Below are 15,772 nucleotides of genomic sequence, written 5' to 3'. Positions count from 1 at the left end.
CATGCCTGCTGAGGGTCCGCGCAGCGCCAACCAGAGATGGCTCACCATCGTCGGCATCGGCGAGGACGGTTTAGCCGGTCTCGGCGACGAGGCCAAGCAACGGATCGCCGAAGCGGAGTTCATCTTCGGTGGCAAGCGGCATCTGGCGCTCGTCGCGTCCTTCGCCAAGGGTAAGCCCTGTCCCTGGCCGGTCCCTTTCGATGCCGAGATGCGCGGTGTATTGGCGCTTGCCGGCAGCAAAGTCTGCGTGCTCGCCTCCGGCGATCCCTTCTTCCACGGCGTCGGCACCACCCTCGCCCGCAAGGTCAAGCCGCGGGACATGCATGTCATCCCGGCACCATCAGCCGTCTCGCTGGCGGCGGCCCGCCTGGGTTGGGCGCTACAGGATATCGAGATCGTCTCGCTGCATGGCCGTCCGCTCGATCTGATCCGGCCCCTGCTGCAGCCGAATGCGCGCATCCTGGCCCTGACATCCGATGCTGAAGCACCCGCAGCAATTGCCCACCTGCTCACCGAACTCGACTTTGGCGCGTCGCGGCTGACGATCCTTGAGGCCCTTGGCGGCCCAAAAGAGAACCAGCGCTCCGCCCGCGCCGACGCCTTCGATTTCGAAAACATCAATCCGCTCAACGTGCTGGCGATAGAAATTGATTCTAGCCCGCAGGCACGGGTGCTGCCGCTCACGGCAGGACTTGCCGACCACCTCTTCGACCATGACGGCCAGATCACCAAGCGCGAAATACGCGCCGTCACGCTTTCGGCGCTGGCCCCGAGGCGCGGCGAGTTGCTGTGGGATATCGGCGCCGGCTCCGGCTCCATCGGCATCGAATGGATGCTCGCCCACCCCTCGATGCGCACGATTGCCATCGAGGCCGATCCAACCCGTGCTACCCGCATCAGTCACAACGCTTCAACCTGTGGCGTTCCCGGCCTTGTGGTGGTGGAAGGCAGCGCGCCCAAGGCGCTCGCCGGGTTGGACACGCCGGATGCGATCTTCATCGGCGGCGGCGGCGGCGACACCGGCGTGTTGAAGGCCGCCATCAAGGCGCTGCGCCCTGGTGGCCGTCTCGTCGCCAATGCGGTGACGCTGGAGATGGAAGGCCTGCTTCTCGCCCAGCATACGAAACTGGGCGGTGATCTCACGCGGATAAACATCTCCCGCGCTTCGCCGGTTGGTTCGATGCAGGCCTGGCGGCCTGCTATGCCGATCACCCAATGGACATGGGTGAAGCCATGATGGTGGCTGGCATCGGCAGCCGAAAGGGTGTGAGCGTTGAAGACGTGCTCGTGGCAATAGAAACCGCGCTCGAAGCGCATGGGCTGGCGATGACGGCGCTTTCAGCCCTGGCTACCGCCACGCTCAAGAAGGATGAGGAAGCGATCGCCGCGGCTGGCCGCACGCTGAACCTTCCCGTCATCATCGTCGATGACGCAGCGCTTCAGGCCGCCTCGCCGCGCACGCTCAGCAGCTCCAACCTCTCACAGAAACGGGCAGGCACACCATCGGTTTCCGAAGCATCCGCCCTTGCAGTCGCTGGCGCCGGTGCAAAACTGCTTGGCCCGCGCACCGTACTCGGTCCGGTCACCTGCGCCATCGCCATCAGCGGAGATGCCGAATGACTGTCCATTTCATCGGCGCCGGTCCGGGCGCCGCCGACCTCATCACGCTGCGCGGCGCCAGGCTTCTGGCAAGCTGCCCGGTCTGTCTCCATGCCGGTTCGATCGTCGCGCCCGAATTGCTGCAACATTGCGCGCCGGGAACAAAATTGATTGACACCGCGCCGATGTCGCTCGACGAGATCGAAGCCGCATATCTGGACGCTCATAAGGCTGGCCATGATGTCGCGCGCCTGCATTCCGGCGACCTGTCGGTGTGGAGCGCGGTTGCCGAGCAGATCCGCCGGCTGGAAAAGCATGGGATTCCCTACACGCTGACGCCGGGCGTGCCTTCTTTTGCCGCCGCGGCCGCAGCCCTTCGCCGCGAACTGACCATTCCCGAGGTCGCTCAGAGCCTGGTGCTGACCCGAATCTCCGGACGTGCTTCAAAAATGCCGCCCGGCGAAACGCTGGCCGGCTTCGGCCGCACCGGCGCCACGCTTGCCATTCATCTGGCCATCCACGCCATCGACCGCGTCGTTGCCGAGCTGACGCCGCACTATGGCAGCGATTGCCCAGTGGCGATCGTCTTCCGCGCCTCCTGGCCGGATGAGCGCGTGCTGACCGGCACGCTGGCGACCATCGAGGCGTTGTTGGCCGCCGACCCGATGGAGCGCACGGCGATCATCTTCGTCGGCCGTTCGCTGGCCGCGGAAGATTTTGGCGAGAGTTCATTGTACGACGCCCACTATCAGCGGCGTTTTCGCGGACGGGACGGATTGTGAGCGGCAGCACCACAAACAAAGGCGAAAACGCCACGCTCGAACGGGCTCTGTCGCGGCTGAACTTCAAACCGCGCCGGCTTGAGTCGGGCCATGTCTGGCTGGCCGGCGCCGGTCCCGGCGACCCCGGCTGCCTGACGCTCGAAGTACTGGCGGCGCTGACTGAGGCGGACGCGCTGGTCTACGACGCGCTGGTCTCGCCGGATGTCGTCGCCGTTGCCGAAAATGCCGAGCTGTTCTTTGCCGGCAAGCGCGGCGGAAAGCCGTCGATGAAGCAGGACGACATCACCGCGCTGCTGGTCCGGCTGGCGCGAGACGGCCGCCGCGTCATCAGGCTGAAGGGCGGCGACCCCTATATTTTCGGCCGTGGCGGTGAAGAGGCCTTGGCGCTGGCGCGTGAAGCTATTCCGTTTCGCGTGCTGCCCGGCCTGACCTCGGGGCTCAGCGCGCTCGCCGCCACCGGTATCCCGGCTACCATGCGCGGCATCAACAAAGCGGTGATCCTGGCGACCGGCCATGCCGCCGGCACCGATGACGACATCGACTGGGGCGCGATCGCCCGCACAGGCCAGCCCGTCGTGGTCTATATGGGCATGGCCAACCTTCCCCTGATTGCCACGGCATTGCTCGACGGCGGGCTGGCGTCATCGACGCCTGCAGCGGTCATCGTCGCCGCGACCACGCCGCAGGAACGAATCGTCGTCGCCACGCTCGCCACTATTGCCGGGGAGGCTGCAGCAGCAGGCCTCGCCTCACCAGCACTGATCGTCGTCGGCGGCATTGTGGCCATGCGCGCGGCACTGGCGGGGGAGGCATGACCGCCCGCGCGATCATCATCGGCGCGCCGCGCTCCGGCTCGGGCAAGACCAGCGTCACCATCGGCATTTTGCGCGCGCTCACCCGGCGCGGGTTAAAGGTGCGCGGCGCCAAATCGGGTCCCGACTATATCGATCCCGGCTTCCACACCGCCGCCACCGGCCTGTCCGGCGTCAATCTCGACAGCTGGGCGATGCCGCCATCGCTGCTCAACGCACTCGCCGCCCAACAGGCAGACGACACCGATTTCGTCATCCTCGAAAGCGCCATGGGCCTGTTCGACGGCATTCCCTCGGCTCCCGGCCGCACAGGCTCTGCCGCCGACCTCGCCCGGCTCTACGGCCTGCCGGTGCTGCTGGTGCTCGACGTATCAGGCCAATCGACCACGGCGGCCGCCGTCGCCAAGGGTTTTGCCACTTACGATCCGGATGTGCGCATGGCCGGCGTCGTGCTCAACCGGCTGGGCAGCGAGCGCCACCGCCGGCTGTCTGGCGACGCCATCGAGGCGATCGGCCTGCCCGTCGTCGGCGCCATCCTGCGTGACCCCACCCTGAACCTGCCCGAGCGCCATCTCGGCCTTGTCCAGGCCGGCGAATATGATGACCTCATGGCGCATCTCGACCGGCTGGCCGACATGGCGGAAAAGTCGCTCGACCTCGATGCCATCATGGCACTGGGGACGCCCCTCGCTCCGGCGGCAGGCGGCTTCGCCGACGCGCTGCAACCACCGGGTCAACGCATCGCATTGGCCGAGGATGCCGCCTTCACCTTCCTCTACCCGCATGTCACCGCTTACTGGCGCAAGGCCGGCGCGGAACTTGTCCCGTTCTCACCCATCGCCGATGAAACGCCCGACCAGGATTGCGATGTCTGCTGGCTGCCCGGCGGCTATCCCGAGCTTCACGCCGGCAAGCTCGCCGCCGCTGCGAATTTCCATGCCGGAATGGGGAATTTCGCCGCGACGAAACCGATCCATGGCGAGTGCGGCGGCTTCATGGTGCTTGGCGAAGCGTTGGAGGATGCCTCTGGCGAAACGCATCGCATGCTCGGCCTGCTCGGTCATTCCACAAGCTTTGCCAAGCGCAAGATGAATCTCGGCTATCGCGAGGCACGGCTGCGCGCCGACTGCCCGCTGGGCCTGCAGGGCGCGCTCATTCGCGGCCATGAATTCCACTATGCGCAGATGACAGCCACCGGCAATGACGAGCCGCTGGCCGACCTCGCCGATGGCCAGGGCAATCCGATCGGCGCTTCCGGCTACCGGCGCGGCCATGTTAGTGGCACTTTCTTCCATGCCATTGCGAGGGGCTAGAGCTAGATGCCGAAAACTGGCAATCGATTTTCGGAGATCATGCTCAAGCTCCGGAGCTTGACCCTTTCGCCTCGCCAAATCCTCGACGATGTGGCGCTCTGCCTCGTGTTCTTCACCACGCTGCCGCTCCCCGTCTTCGATTTTCGCGGCCGCAGCCTCGCCGCCGCGATCTGGGCGGCACCCATCGCCGGTCTTCTCGTCGGCCTGATCGGCGCCATCGTCTTTGCCACGGCGGAACGGTTTGGCCTTGCCATGGCGCCGGCCGCCGCCCTTGCCCTTGTGGCAACCGTGCTCACCACCGGCTGCCTGCATGAGGACGGACTGTCCGATGTCGCCGACGGTTTTGGCGGCGGCAAATCACGTGGCCGCAAGCTAGACATCATGCGCGACAGCCGCATCGGCGCCTATGGCGCCATGGCGCTGGCGCTGTCGCTGCTGATCCGCTGGAGCGCGCTGTCGCAACTGGTCGACCCGACGCAAGCCCTTTTCGCTCTCGTAGCCGCCCACACGGCTTCGCGTGGCGCGCTCGGCGCCTTCATGCATCTCTTGCCTCCGGCGCGCGACGACGGCCTCTCGGCCGGCGCCGGCACCGTCTCGCTTGAAACGGCAATCGCCGGCGCCGTGCTTGGCGCGATACCGCTCCTCCTGCTTGGGCCCGGCGGCGCAATCGCCGCGCTCATCCTGCTTGGCCTGCTGTTTGCCGCCTACCATGCCCTTTGCCTCAACCAGATCGGTGGCCAGACTGGCGACACGATCGGCGCCTTGCAGCAAGTGAGCGAAATCGCCGTGCTGCTCGTCGCTACAGTCGCGCTTTCCTAACCCACTTGACCTGATTCCCTTCCGGAGACCTTGCCCCCATGCCCTTCAAATCCCTTGATGAACTGCGCGCCGCGTGCCTCGATCTGCCCGCCGGCAGCGATACCGCTGCAAAGGCGGTTGCCAACCGCCAGGACACGTTGACCAAGCCGCAAGGCAGCCTCGGCCGGCTGGAGACCATCGCCGCCTGGCTGGCGCGCTGGCAGGGCCGCGACATGCCCAAACTCGACCGGGTGAAAGTGTTCGTCTTCGCCGGTAACCACGGCGTCACCGCGCAAGGCGTGTCGGCCTTCCCCTCCGAAGTCACCGTGCAGATGGTGGCGAATTTCGCCGGTGGCGGTGCGGCCATCAACCAGCTCGCCCGCATCGCCGGCGCCGAACTGGACGTTATCCCGCTCGACCTCGACCATCCCACGGGCGATTTCACCCAAGTGCCGGCGATGGATGAAAAGGCCTTCCTCGCCGCTGTCTCGGCCGGCTATGACGCCGTGACTGATGATCTCGACCTGATCTGCTTTGGCGAAATGGGCATCGGCAACACCACGCCGGCTGCGGCCATTTCAGCAGCGCTGTTTGGCGGTGGCGCGGAAAAATGGACCGGCCGCGGCACCGGCGTCGACGATGCCGGCCTGAAGCGCAAGGTGGTCGCCATTGAAGCCGGTCTCAAGCGCCATGCCGCTGCCCTTGCCGATCCGCTGGGCATTGCCGCTGCCCTCGGCGGCCGCGAACTCGCCGCCATTTTCGGCGCGACGCTCGCCGCCCGTCATCTTGGGATACCCGTGCTGCTCGACGGCTTCGTCTGCACCGCCGCCGCCGCACCGCTGGCCAAGCTGCACCCGACCGGCCTCGCCCACACCATCGCGGCCCATGTCTCGGCCGAATCGGGCCATCGCGGCCTGCTCGAAGCGCTTGGCATGCCGCCGCTGCTCGATCTCGGCATGCGGCTCGGCGAAGGCTCCGGCGCCTGCCTCGCCGTCAACATCGTCCGCTCGGCGCTGGAGTGCCACACACGTATGGCAAGTTTTGCCGAGGCTGGGGTGTCGGATAAGTAATCAGGGGATTTTCCGGCGGTGCAGTGGAAAAAGACTGCCCCTCAAAGACGATAGCTATTGTTTCCCCCGATCCTCCAATAGACTTGCGGGATGAGAAAGCTTCAGCCAGTCGCTGCTGCCGTAAGTATAGCTACAATATGTGCCGGTGCACTCTGGCGCAGCGGATACTCCACCTACGGGCCGATCGACACCGGGATCCTGGTCCTTTTCCTGATTTTCTTCTGGTGGCTCATCAGCGATTTTTCAGCAGGAAAGGCCGGCGGCGACGTCGACGGACGCCGCAGCGCAAACGATGGCATCGCTTTTCGATTCGGCAGGTTTCTGGGCCGCGTTTTTGGGCGCGGAAACAGCCGCCTTTGAACGCCGATGGCTCACCTCGAATGAGCCGCATCGGTTTCCCGATTTCAGGGTCTTTCCACCAATTTTCGAAGAATTTGGTGGGTGCGCACAGGATTGAACTGTGGACCCGCTGATTAAGAGTCAGCTGCTCTACCAACTGAGCTACGCACCCACTCGGCCGGCAAAAACCGGCGTTGGCGGGCATATAGCCGCCACCATCCGTCATGTCTAGCCCTGCCAGAGTCATTTCCCGACAAATCGCTTTCAGCCCATCGCGATCAGACGAAAAGCTTGCCTTCCGCCACCTTCACCGCGTGGCCGCCAATGCGCGCCGAGGCCAGTTTTCCGCCCTGAACGGTCAGTTCGAGGCGAATGCGCGACGGCCGGCCCATCTCCAGGCCCTGTTCGATCCACAGCTGTGAAATGCCATCGGTCGGGCCATCGAAATGCATGATGGCGCCGGCAAAGGCGGCCGCAGCCGAACCCGTCGCCGGATCCTCATAGGACGGCGTGCCGGGCACGATCATGCGGACATGGAACGCGCTTTCGTGGTTCACTGTCTCGCGGCAATAGACATAGGGGCTGGCGAAGGCCCATTCGCTCTTGCGCGGCGCCAATTCCGACCACGCCTGGTTGTCCAGCCGGATGCGGCTTGCTGCTTCAAGATTGGCGACCGGAATCGTCACATAGGGCACGCCGGCCGACCAGAATGACACGCGGTGATTCTCGAAACCGATTTCGTGTGGCGCCAGGCCAAGGGCTGCACCGATTGCCTGCGGATCGGCCTCCAGCTTCAGCGGCTCCGGCAGTTTCGCCAGATCGAATTCGGCGAAGGTGGCGCCATCGTGTTTGCTGACGGCGCAACGCACAGGCCCGATGTTTTCCTCCAGCACGAAGATGCCGGCGGCGCCCTCTTCCGCAAGCTCGGCCAGCGCAATAGCCGCGCCGACGGTCGGATGGCCAGCGAACGGCATTTCATAGTCGGGCGTGAAGATGCGGATGCGGTTTTTATGCTTGGGATTGTCCGGCGGCAGCACAAAGACCGATTCGGACAGGTTGAATTCGCGTGCAATGGCTTGCATCGCGGCCGTGTCCAATCCATCGCAATCCAACACCACGGCCAGTGGGTTTCCGGCCAGTCGCTCGGTCGTAAACACATCGTAAAGCAAGTAATTCCGGGTTTTCATTCCTGCCTCAATCTCAACATGGGCGAAATTTAATTTGATATTCGAACCATCAAGCCTGATCTGTGCACAGATAGGGACATTGCGCATCATAGGGGTCTGGCGTGGACCAGATTGTCAATCTGCCAAAGACGGAATCGGATTCCGCCATCGAGACGGCGCTCGGCCTCGATAAACAGGGGCGGAGCAAGACGCGCCGCCGTGGCTGGTTCTATGCATTGCTGACCCTGATCGTGCTTGCTACCGGTCTAGGCCTCTATCAGTGGTATGCGGGCACGCCCGCCAGGATCGATTACACCACAACGCCGGCCGCCAAGGCCGACCTCACCGTCCAGGTCTCGGCGACCGGCACGCTGCAGCCGCTCACCCAGGTCGACATATCAAGCGAACTGTCCGGCATCATCCGCTCGGTCTCCGCCGAAGAGAACCAGCAGGTCAAGAAGGGCGACGTGCTGGCGACGCTTGATACGGTGAAACTCGAGGTCCAGATCGAACGCGCCGAGGCATCCGCCAAGGGCGCCGCTGCCAATGTCGAAGACGCGACGGTGACGCTGGCCGAGAACGAAAGCGCGCTGGTACGCGCGGCGGCCCTGACCAAGCGCGGCATGGCGACTGACCAGTCGCTCGAAGCGGCGACCGCGACGCGTGACCGCGCCAAGGCGGCGCTCGACAGTGCGCAGGCCAATCTCGCCATCGCCCAGGCCGACCTCAAGGCGCAGCAGACCGACCTTGCCAAGAGCACGATCTATGCACCGATCGACGGCATCGTTTTGACCCGTTCGGTCGACCCCGGCCAGACGGTCGCCTCCTCGCTGCAGGCGCCGGTGCTGTTCATCATCGCGGCGGATCTGAGGAACATGGAACTGGTGGCGGCGGTCGACGAAGCCGACATCGGTGCGGTCAAATCAGGCCAGCACGCCCGCTTCACCGTCGACGCCTTCCCGGAGCGGCCGTTCGATGCCGAGATCCGCGACATCTCCTATGCCTCGGTCACGACAGACGGCGTCGTCACCTACAATGCGCGGCTGGAGGTCGACAACAACGAGCTCTTGCTGCGGCCCGGTATGACCGCGACGGTTGCGGTCGTCACGAGGGAAGCCAAGGGCGTGCTCACGGTCCCCTCCTCCGCCTTCCGCTACCGCCCGGCACAGCAGGCGGCGCGCGGCTGGAGCTTGAGCGACCTGTTCACGGGCCGCATGGGCCGTCCCAATCGCCAGCGCCCGGTCGCGCCACCAACCGATGGCTCGCGCACGCTCTATGTGCTGGAGAACGGCCGGCCGCATCCGGTCAACGTCAAGGTCGGCTCGACCGATGGCGAGCTGACCGAGATCACCTCCGGTCTCGACGAAGGCGCACAGGTCATCACGGCCTCGCAGCTGCGGAGCTGAGGCCGTGGCTGCGGGCGCGCCTCTCATTACCTTCGACAAGGTCTGGAAGAGCTACGGCCAGGGCGAGGCCCGGGTTCATGCTCTGGCCGGCGTCGACCTTACCATCAAGCGCGGCGAATTCGTCGCCATCATGGGCCCGTCCGGCTCGGGAAAATCGACGGCGATGAACATCATCGGCTGCCTCGACACGCCGACGGCCGGAACCTATTCCTTCATGGGCATCGATGCCGGCAGGCTCGACCGCAACCGCCGCGCAATGCTGCGCAATCTCTATGTCGGCTTCGTCTTCCAGGGCTACAATCTGCTGGCACGCACCACGGCGGCCGAAAATGTCGAACTGCCGCTGATCTATCGTGGCGTGGCGAGCCGCGAGCGCCGCGACCTCGCCATGCAGGCGCTCGCCCAGGTCGGTCTTGTCGGCCGCGAGCATCATACGCCCGCAGAACTCTCCGGCGGCCAGCAGCAGCGCGTGGCGATCGCGCGCGCCATCGTCACCCGGCCGACGCTGCTTGTTGCCGACGAGCCGACCGGTAATCTCGACACTGCCCGGACCCACGAGATCATGGAGTTGCTGACAAAGCTCAACACCGAGCTTGGCCTGACCATCGCCATGGTCACGCATGAGGCCGACGTCGCCTTCTATGCCGAGCGCACCATTCGCTTCCTCGACGGCCACGTCGCCTCGGACACCATGAAGGTAGAGCTGGCATGATCTGGGAAACCGTCCGCCTTTCTCTGCGTTCCATCCGCCGCAACGTGCTGCGCTCGTTCCTGACGCTGCTCGGCATCGTCATCGGCGTTGCCGCCGTCATTGCCATGCTCACCATCGGCTCCGGCACGACAGAAAAGGTCAAGGCCGACATTTCCAAGCTTGGCAGCAATTTGCTGGTTGTCAGGTCAGGCCGCCCGGCCGGCCCCGGTGGTCCAGGCGGACTTGATCAGGTGGTGCGGCCGCTGGCCGAAAAAGACCTCGAAGCCCTGGTTGCGCATCTGACCGGGGCGCGCGCCATTTCGCCGGCTTCGCAAAAGCAGGTGCGCGTCATCTTCGGCACCGAGAGCCTGACCTCGGGCGTCACCGGCACCGACAGCGCCTATCTCGACGCGCGCGACTGGAAGCTGGTTTCGGGCCGCCCGTTCAGCGATTCCGAAACCCGCTCGGGCACCGGCGTGTGCCTGATCGGCGAGACGGTGCGCCAGCAATTCTTCGGTGCCGGCGATCCCGAAGGCGAAATCATCCGCGTCAACCGCACCTCCTGCAAGATCATCGGTCTGCTCGAGCCCAAGGGCTATACCGGCTTCGGCCAGGACCAGGACAATGTCGTCTTGATGCCGCTGCACGCCTATCAGCGGCGCATCGCCGGCAACCGCGACATCGACAACATCTACATCGCCGCCGACGACCGCACGCCGACCAGCGAATTGCAGCCACGCGTCGAGGACATTTTGCGCGATGCACGCCGTATAACGCCGGACCGCGAGAGCGATTTCGGCATCCGCGACATGACCCAGATCGCCGACGCCATGGCCAGCGCCACCACCACCATGACCGGCATGCTGGGCGCGGTCGCCGGCGTCAGCCTTTTGGTCGGCGGCATCGGCATCATGAACATCATGCTGGTCTCGGTCACCGAGCGCACCCGCGAGATCGGCATCCGGCTCGCCATCGGCGCGCATGAAAAGCACATCCTTATCCAGTTCCTGGTCGAGGCGACGGTGCTGTCGCTGCTCGGCGGCATCATCGGCATCCTGATCGGTCTGGCGCTGGCCGGCCTCGCCTCGCTGACGCTGACGATACCCTTTGCGCCGAGCCCGGCCGTCATTCTGCTGGCCGTCGGCTTCTCCGCGCTGATCGGCATGGTGTTCGGCTTCTTCCCGGCAATGCGTGGCGCCAGGCTCAACCCGATCGACGCGCTGCGGCACGAGTGATGCCAGCAAAGCTAGCGACTGGACAAACAGACGTGTGAGCTCACGTGATTGATCATACGTCACCCCTGGTGGACTCGAGATTGAAAAGAACCCGCTCGAGTACAAATTCATCGTTTTCGACGACGAAATTTGCGCTATCAGATCCAAAACCCCAGTGCTCTGGTGCGCCAGCTACCAACTCTTGGCCATCGACGGTCGTGAACGCCGGTAAAGCCCACACCGTGTCCCTCGGCATGCCTCTGAGAGCTTCGCCACTGTAGCAATAGGCGAAGCCGCGGTTTCGTCCGTCATCAATATCGATATTTGTTGTGTTTATTGACCGAAGAGCCTCATAAGCCGCCAGCCTCGCGGTCTGCTCCAACGGCCATTTGTCCTGCCTTAAAGACGTGTCCGCCGGATAGAAAGCGGCCGCCCCCTCAATACTGCCTCTCAGCCCTACCAATTGTGTCCCGTCGCGGCGCAGTGCGCCGAAATCTGGCTGCCAAAAGCCACCATTCAACCCTAGTGTCAGTCCGTCGTCGCGCGTCTGCTTCTGCGCCTTTTTCCGCGCTTCGCGGATTTCGCTCGCGTAGGCGGCTTGGGTGGTCTCGTCCAGGAGAGTCTGGGAGATAGTCCAGTATTGGACAGCGTTCGCTGGGCGGTATTTGCGCACAATCTCCCGCTCCGGCTCGGTCAGTTTCCAGCGGGAAAAAGCGTAACAGCTTCGTCCAAACGCCGGATAGGTCCTTGTGAGGCCAAGAAGTGCGAGCTGATGGTCATTCTGCACCGAATGATACTGGCTGCGCGTGATGATGTTCTGCGGACCAGTGGCACGGAAGGTGTCGAACTCGGCGCGCGTCGCTCGCTCGACCGTCGCTTTGTCGAAGCGCAGCACCGATTTCGGACTGCGATAGGCGTCGTCCGTCATATAGCCAATACCGAACGCCACGGTGTCGGCATTGTCATAAACAACCATCACCGGCAGGAAATCCGCGGGCACGCCTCCATTCTCCGTCGTGTCACCGCGGCAGGCGTCGGGGGCACGCACCACTACTGCCTTGCCGTCGCTCATGCGCTGACCCCACACAGTCGGGATCAGTCCAGCCTCATAGGTTGAGGAATTGTCCTTGTAGTGAACGTTGAGGACGTTGCAGCCGACGACGACGTCGTAGTGCTGCTGTTCGCCCTCATAGGCAAAGTCTACCTTCAGCCGGAAATAGGTGCCTCGATCGACAATGACCTTGTCCGTGTTGGACGGGAGGCGACCGGTCAGAAGCTGACCACTCGTCGTCAAGGTCGCCCAGAGGACGCCAAGCACCACAAGACCACCAAAGACTAAGGCAAGCTTTCGCAACGCACCCCTCGCAACCGCCGCATGGTTCGCGATAGTTCGCCTCTTCTCGTTAATTCCCTGTGAGCAGCACTGCCAAAAGTGGCAAGCCGTATCTGTGGCAGTCATTCTGCAGGCCGTCGGCTTATGCGCGCTTTATCCTGGCGGGGATCAGGGACCCTTGCCACCGGCCCCGGCGGGGAAGGATTTGTCCGCCAGGCAACCACTCATCCAATCGGCATCGGCAACGGTTTCCGACGCCTCCGGGTCAAGTTTCAGCTCCGGCTTGCCGGGCGCTTCGCCCTTGGTGGCATCCTGCGTCATGTCCCAGCCTCCATCGGCGGCTGTCTTGTCGATAGTCTCGTCGGGGCATGTTTTGACTCCGTCATTGCCGAAGCCACATTTTGCGCGCGTCTGCGCCCGGCCGTCGACGATATCGACCACGGTGCGGGTGGTCTGCGACGTGTAGGAGGCAAAATCGTTGGTCTCGGTGCAGACCCTGTCGCCATTTTGCCGGCTCATGCTGCCGAAGCAGTTGTAGGTATAGTCGTTCGGGTGCTGCCGGTCGGGAATGAAAGTGCAACTGGACGAGAACCCAGCCAAAGGTCCCGTCCCGCTGGCGCCGAGCGCCTTGCGCTGCGCGAGCGCGCCGGCGACGAAGGCGGGCTTACCCTCAGACGTCTTCTTGAGGAAGGCTGTGCGGTCCTGCGTCACGCCGGTCAGCACTTTGGCCCAGCTCGGCGGGGCGGAATCGTCATCGGTGCCTCCGCCTTCGAGAGTGGCCGGATCATTGATGCCGCTGTCCCGCGCCTTGATCCAGCGGCGCTGGCTCTCGATCAGCGCGGCGTGGATTTCCGGATCGTCGACGGCACGCAACAGTTTCGCATAGGCCGCGCTCATGTCGTCATCGGCCCGGCGCAAGGCCTTGCTGCCGCAGATCTGGTGTTCGACCCGCCGTGGTTGCCTTGGTGCAGTCGAACGCAAAGGCCGGTGCCGTCAGGGCACACAGAGCGGCGGTCGCAAGCAGAAGCAATCTCATGGGCGATATCCAGCAATCAACGGGGTGGCTGGCGGTGTTTCACATGGCCGGTGCAGGCCCTGCAAGGCCAGCGGGTTTACCTTGGGAATACAACCGTCATTTTTGTGGTAGAGCAGGCGAAACCACGCGCGTTGAAACGGGACCGAACCGCCAGCCCAGATTCACGGCAAGTCCCGCAAAGACGATCAGCACCAGCCCGCGCCTGGCCCGCAACGTCAGGCAATCAAGTCACCGTAGCCGGGATTATTCCATTCCCGCAAAATGCCACTCGACCAGCGGCTTCATATGCGGCGCCAGACCGTCCGGCAGGTCTGTGACATGGCGGATGATCACAGGCGCCTCGATCTCCGGATCGACCTCCGCCGCGACGAAGGCGATGATGCGTTGCGCAATCTCATCGGCCGTTCCATCGACTTGATAGCGGCGGAAGATGACGGTGCCGGTCGTGGTCGAGAGCGCATGCCAGTGCGGGCCGCGCCTGACCGCGGACAGGTCAAGGCCTGTCTCTTCGCGCACCTCGCGGATCATGTTGAAATCGACATCGACCAGACCGTCGCGGAAATCGATCGGTTCGAAGGAGCCGGCGGCGAAATAGACGCTGCCGGCACCCACCGTGTGGGAGCCCATGCGGATCGCCACCAGCGCGTTGTCGCCAGCCACCAGCATGGCATGGCCATAGGCATGTTCGGCGCCTGAATTTGCGCGCTGCTTACGCCACAGCATGAAGGTGGAGTAGCTAACGGCGTGGCAGCGACCAACCAGGCGCCGGTCGCGCCAGGCAAGTGCGGACAACAGCACCACGGTACCGTCAAACAGCGCCGGATTGACTGCGATCTCCTGCCGCCAGTTCTCGGCGATCGCTTCCGCATTATCTAGCGCGAAAGGATGCGGGCCGGGATCGAGCCGGACGTCGATGGCATCGACCGGCAGGATGACATTGCGCGGCAGGTCGAAGCTCATGCGCGTCAAGCCATGTCCAGCGTGATCGCCACCGGGCAATGGTCGGATGCCTTCGGCCGGTCCCAGCCGGCGCGCGGGAAACGCTCGACCTCCTGGCCCGGCGGAAAGATCGTCCGCCAGGGCTGGCCGTTGCGGATGATGTCGGGAACGGCGGTGGCATTCCTGGCCGCCAGCCCCTTGGACAACAGGATGTAGTCGAGCTGGCACAGATGCCGCTCTTGCGGCCCGCGCGTGTGATAAAAACTCCAGCGGTTCATTTCCGGTCGCCGCTCGACGACGTTTTCGCAGAAGCCGCCCGCCGTCAGCACGTTGATGCAGGACTGGGCTTCGTCGACCACCTCGAAACGGTAACCATCGAATTCGTCGCCGGCGACCTTCACGCGCTGCCGGTAATCGTTCATGTCGCCGCAGATCGCCCAGCTTTTGTCGGCGGCATGCTCCCCGCCGAAGCGCTCCTCGATGATGCGGCGCACGGCCTGTGCCTCGGCGTTGCGGACCGGCATCGTCGCCTCGCGTCCGTCGAGCCCGTTGCGGGGAGAACCCATCGACTTGAAATGCACGAGGTAAAGCGTCAGCGGCACGCCGCCGACGGTGATGTCGACTTCCAGGCAGTCGCGCCGGAAGATGCGTTCATTGGACTGGTTGCCGAGCGCCTCGAGTTCCGGCGTGTGCAGCCCTAACTGCTCGTAGGTGACGTAGGCATGGCTGGTCATGCGCACGAATTCGATCGGCTGTCCCTGCGCCGTCTCGTTGCGCATCATCACGGCAACGTCGATGCCGCGCGAATCATTGCCTGACGTGGTGTATTTCTGCCGGTAGCCCTGCCCCACCATCTTGAACAGATAGCCGTACTCGAAGGCCTTCAGGGCCTCGATGTTGTCGACCTCCTGCATGCAGATGATGTCGGCCCGGGTGGCGGCGATCGCCAGCGCCGTCAATTGCCGCGTGTCGTCGGACTGCGCGATGGCGCGGGCCTGCTCCAGCATCTTGTACTCGGCCTCGCTCTGGATATCGAACAGCGCCAGCGTGCGATCCTCGTTGAGCTGGTTGCGATAGCCAGAAAAATCGAACCTGTTCATCAGGTTCTCGACATTGAAGGTGGCAAGGCGCAGCGACATGTCCCGACCTTTGCCCGCATGCGCGTGAGAACACAAGATCGCAGGACCACACGCTGAGATCAACTGGTCCTGACGGTGTTCGCGTCATGGTTGACGGAACCTTTCCGTTCATCCGTCGTTCAGATGCAAACCCCC

At 64.1% G+C, this 15,772-nt stretch carries 15 protein-coding genes and 1 tRNA gene; 10 read left to right on the top strand and 6 right to left on the bottom strand.

The annotated features are described in order from the left end of the window. Position 1: 1 nt before the first annotated feature. Genes cbiE through cobT form a run of 7 tightly spaced genes read left to right on the top strand, consistent with a single transcriptional unit; the run spans position 2 to position 6,374 of the window. Complete coding sequence (cbiE, locus tag ACZYHG_RS19590) at positions 2-1,237, top strand: precorrin-6y C5,15-methyltransferase (decarboxylating) subunit CbiE (RefSeq protein WP_464609970.1); 1,236 nt, start codon at positions 2-4, stop codon at positions 1,235-1,237. Next, positions 1,234-1,620: a cobalamin biosynthesis protein gene (locus ACZYHG_RS19585; protein WP_464614740.1), complete on the top strand. Its 387-nt coding sequence runs from the start codon at positions 1,234-1,236 to the stop codon at positions 1,618-1,620. The genes cbiE and ACZYHG_RS19585 overlap by 4 nt, the downstream gene beginning before the upstream one ends. Then, a complete protein-coding gene (cobM, locus tag ACZYHG_RS19580) occupies positions 1,617-2,381 on the top strand; it encodes a precorrin-4 C(11)-methyltransferase (RefSeq protein ID WP_464609969.1) in 765 nt (254 codons plus the stop codon). The genes ACZYHG_RS19585 and cobM overlap by 4 nt, the downstream gene beginning before the upstream one ends. Beyond that, positions 2,378-3,196 (top strand): uroporphyrinogen-III C-methyltransferase, encoded by an 819-nt coding sequence (cobA, locus tag ACZYHG_RS19575; RefSeq protein WP_464609968.1) that lies wholly within the window; start codon positions 2,378-2,380, stop codon positions 3,194-3,196. The genes cobM and cobA overlap by 4 nt, the downstream gene beginning before the upstream one ends. Next, positions 3,193-4,506 carry a cobyrinate a,c-diamide synthase gene (locus ACZYHG_RS19570; protein ID WP_464609967.1) on the top strand — a complete coding sequence of 438 codons (1,314 nt, stop codon included), beginning with the start codon at positions 3,193-3,195 and terminating at the stop codon, positions 4,504-4,506. The genes cobA and ACZYHG_RS19570 overlap by 4 nt, the downstream gene beginning before the upstream one ends. A 39-nt stretch (positions 4,507-4,545) precedes the next feature. Further along, complete coding sequence (cobS, locus tag ACZYHG_RS19565; RefSeq protein ID WP_464609966.1) at positions 4,546-5,325, top strand: adenosylcobinamide-GDP ribazoletransferase; 780 nt, start codon at positions 4,546-4,548, stop codon at positions 5,323-5,325. Positions 5,326-5,363: 38 nt separating this feature from the next. Next, positions 5,364-6,374, top strand: a complete 1,011-nt coding sequence (gene cobT / locus ACZYHG_RS19560) for a nicotinate-nucleotide--dimethylbenzimidazole phosphoribosyltransferase (RefSeq protein WP_464609965.1) — start codon at positions 5,364-5,366, stop codon at positions 6,372-6,374. A 435-nt stretch (positions 6,375-6,809) separates the two neighbouring features. Here cobT and ACZYHG_RS19555 read toward each other — a convergent pair. Both ACZYHG_RS19555 and ACZYHG_RS19550 read right to left on the bottom strand, forming a co-directional pair. Then, positions 6,810-6,885: transfer RNA gene (locus ACZYHG_RS19555), tRNA-Lys, on the bottom strand. Positions 6,886-6,991: 106 nt separating this feature from the next. Further along, on the bottom strand, positions 6,992-7,900 hold the full coding sequence (locus ACZYHG_RS19550; protein WP_464609964.1) for a PhzF family phenazine biosynthesis protein: 909 nt from the start codon (positions 7,898-7,900) through the stop codon (positions 6,992-6,994). Between the two features lie 101 nt (positions 7,901-8,001). Between ACZYHG_RS19550 and ACZYHG_RS19545 the strand changes: the two genes are divergently transcribed. From ACZYHG_RS19545 to ACZYHG_RS19535, 3 genes are read left to right on the top strand one after another with little or no spacing between them, the layout of a single operon-like run. Beyond that, on the top strand, positions 8,002-9,285 hold the full coding sequence (locus tag ACZYHG_RS19545) for an efflux RND transporter periplasmic adaptor subunit (RefSeq protein WP_464609963.1): 1,284 nt from the start codon (positions 8,002-8,004) through the stop codon (positions 9,283-9,285). A gap of 4 nt (positions 9,286-9,289) precedes the next feature. Next, the gene (locus ACZYHG_RS19540; RefSeq protein WP_464609962.1) at positions 9,290-9,997 is read left to right on the top strand and encodes an ABC transporter ATP-binding protein; all 708 of its coding nucleotides are present in this window, start codon (positions 9,290-9,292) and stop codon (positions 9,995-9,997) included. Beyond that, the gene (locus tag ACZYHG_RS19535) at positions 9,994-11,211 is read left to right on the top strand and encodes an ABC transporter permease (protein WP_464609961.1); all 1,218 of its coding nucleotides are present in this window, start codon (positions 9,994-9,996) and stop codon (positions 11,209-11,211) included. Before ACZYHG_RS19540 ends, ACZYHG_RS19535 begins: the two co-directional genes overlap by 4 nt. 52 nt (positions 11,212-11,263) lie before the next feature. On the opposite strand, the gene ACZYHG_RS19530 is transcribed toward ACZYHG_RS19535, so the two are convergent. The 4 genes from ACZYHG_RS19530 to ACZYHG_RS19515 all read right to left on the bottom strand — a co-directional run bounded on the left by ACZYHG_RS19530 (position 11,264) and on the right by ACZYHG_RS19515 (position 15,637). Continuing rightward, on the bottom strand, positions 11,264-12,544 hold the full coding sequence (locus ACZYHG_RS19530) for a hypothetical protein (protein WP_464609960.1): 1,281 nt from the start codon (positions 12,542-12,544) through the stop codon (positions 11,264-11,266). Between the two features lie 147 nt (positions 12,545-12,691). After that, positions 12,692-13,504 carry a lysozyme inhibitor LprI family protein gene (locus ACZYHG_RS19525; protein WP_464609959.1) on the bottom strand — a complete coding sequence of 271 codons (813 nt, stop codon included), beginning with the start codon at positions 13,502-13,504 and terminating at the stop codon, positions 12,692-12,694. Between the two features lie 298 nt (positions 13,505-13,802). Beyond that, positions 13,803-14,519, bottom strand: a complete 717-nt coding sequence (locus ACZYHG_RS19520; protein ID WP_464614739.1) for a hypothetical protein — start codon at positions 14,517-14,519, stop codon at positions 13,803-13,805. A gap of 5 nt (positions 14,520-14,524) precedes the next feature. Beyond that, entirely contained in the window at positions 14,525-15,637 is a 1,113-nt protein-coding gene (locus ACZYHG_RS19515) for an endonuclease/exonuclease/phosphatase family protein (RefSeq protein ID WP_464609958.1), read from the bottom strand. Positions 15,638-15,772 lie beyond the last annotated feature (135 nt).

This window comes from Mesorhizobium subarcticum (assembly GCF_055456085.1).
Note: the sequence above shows the minus strand (reverse complement) of the source record. Positions and strands in the feature narration are given on the sequence as shown.

What these genes read in the sequence shown, in the direction of transcription:
- cobS (WP_464609966.1), top strand. Translation starts at nt 4,546, where the DNA reads ATGCTCAAGCTCCGGAGCTTGACCCTTTCGCCTCGCCAAATCCTCGAC.
- ACZYHG_RS19515 (WP_464609958.1), bottom strand. Translation starts at nt 15,637, where the DNA reads ATGTCGCTGCGCCTTGCCACCTTCAATGTCGAGAACCTGATGAACAGG.
- ACZYHG_RS19570 (WP_464609967.1), top strand. Translation starts at nt 3,193, where the DNA reads ATGACCGCCCGCGCGATCATCATCGGCGCGCCGCGCTCCGGCTCGGGC.
- ACZYHG_RS19585 (WP_464614740.1), top strand. Translation starts at nt 1,234, where the DNA reads ATGATGGTGGCTGGCATCGGCAGCCGAAAGGGTGTGAGCGTTGAAGAC.
- ACZYHG_RS19520 (WP_464614739.1), bottom strand. Translation starts at nt 14,519, where the DNA reads ATGAGCTTCGACCTGCCGCGCAATGTCATCCTGCCGGTCGATGCCATC.
- cobT (WP_464609965.1), top strand. Translation starts at nt 5,364, where the DNA reads ATGCCCTTCAAATCCCTTGATGAACTGCGCGCCGCGTGCCTCGATCTG.
- ACZYHG_RS19550 (WP_464609964.1), bottom strand. Translation starts at nt 7,900, where the DNA reads ATGAAAACCCGGAATTACTTGCTTTACGATGTGTTTACGACCGAGCGA.
- ACZYHG_RS19535 (WP_464609961.1), top strand. Translation starts at nt 9,994, where the DNA reads ATGATCTGGGAAACCGTCCGCCTTTCTCTGCGTTCCATCCGCCGCAAC.
- cobM (WP_464609969.1), top strand. Translation starts at nt 1,617, where the DNA reads ATGACTGTCCATTTCATCGGCGCCGGTCCGGGCGCCGCCGACCTCATC.
- cbiE (WP_464609970.1), top strand. Translation starts at nt 2, where the DNA reads ATGCCTGCTGAGGGTCCGCGCAGCGCCAACCAGAGATGGCTCACCATC.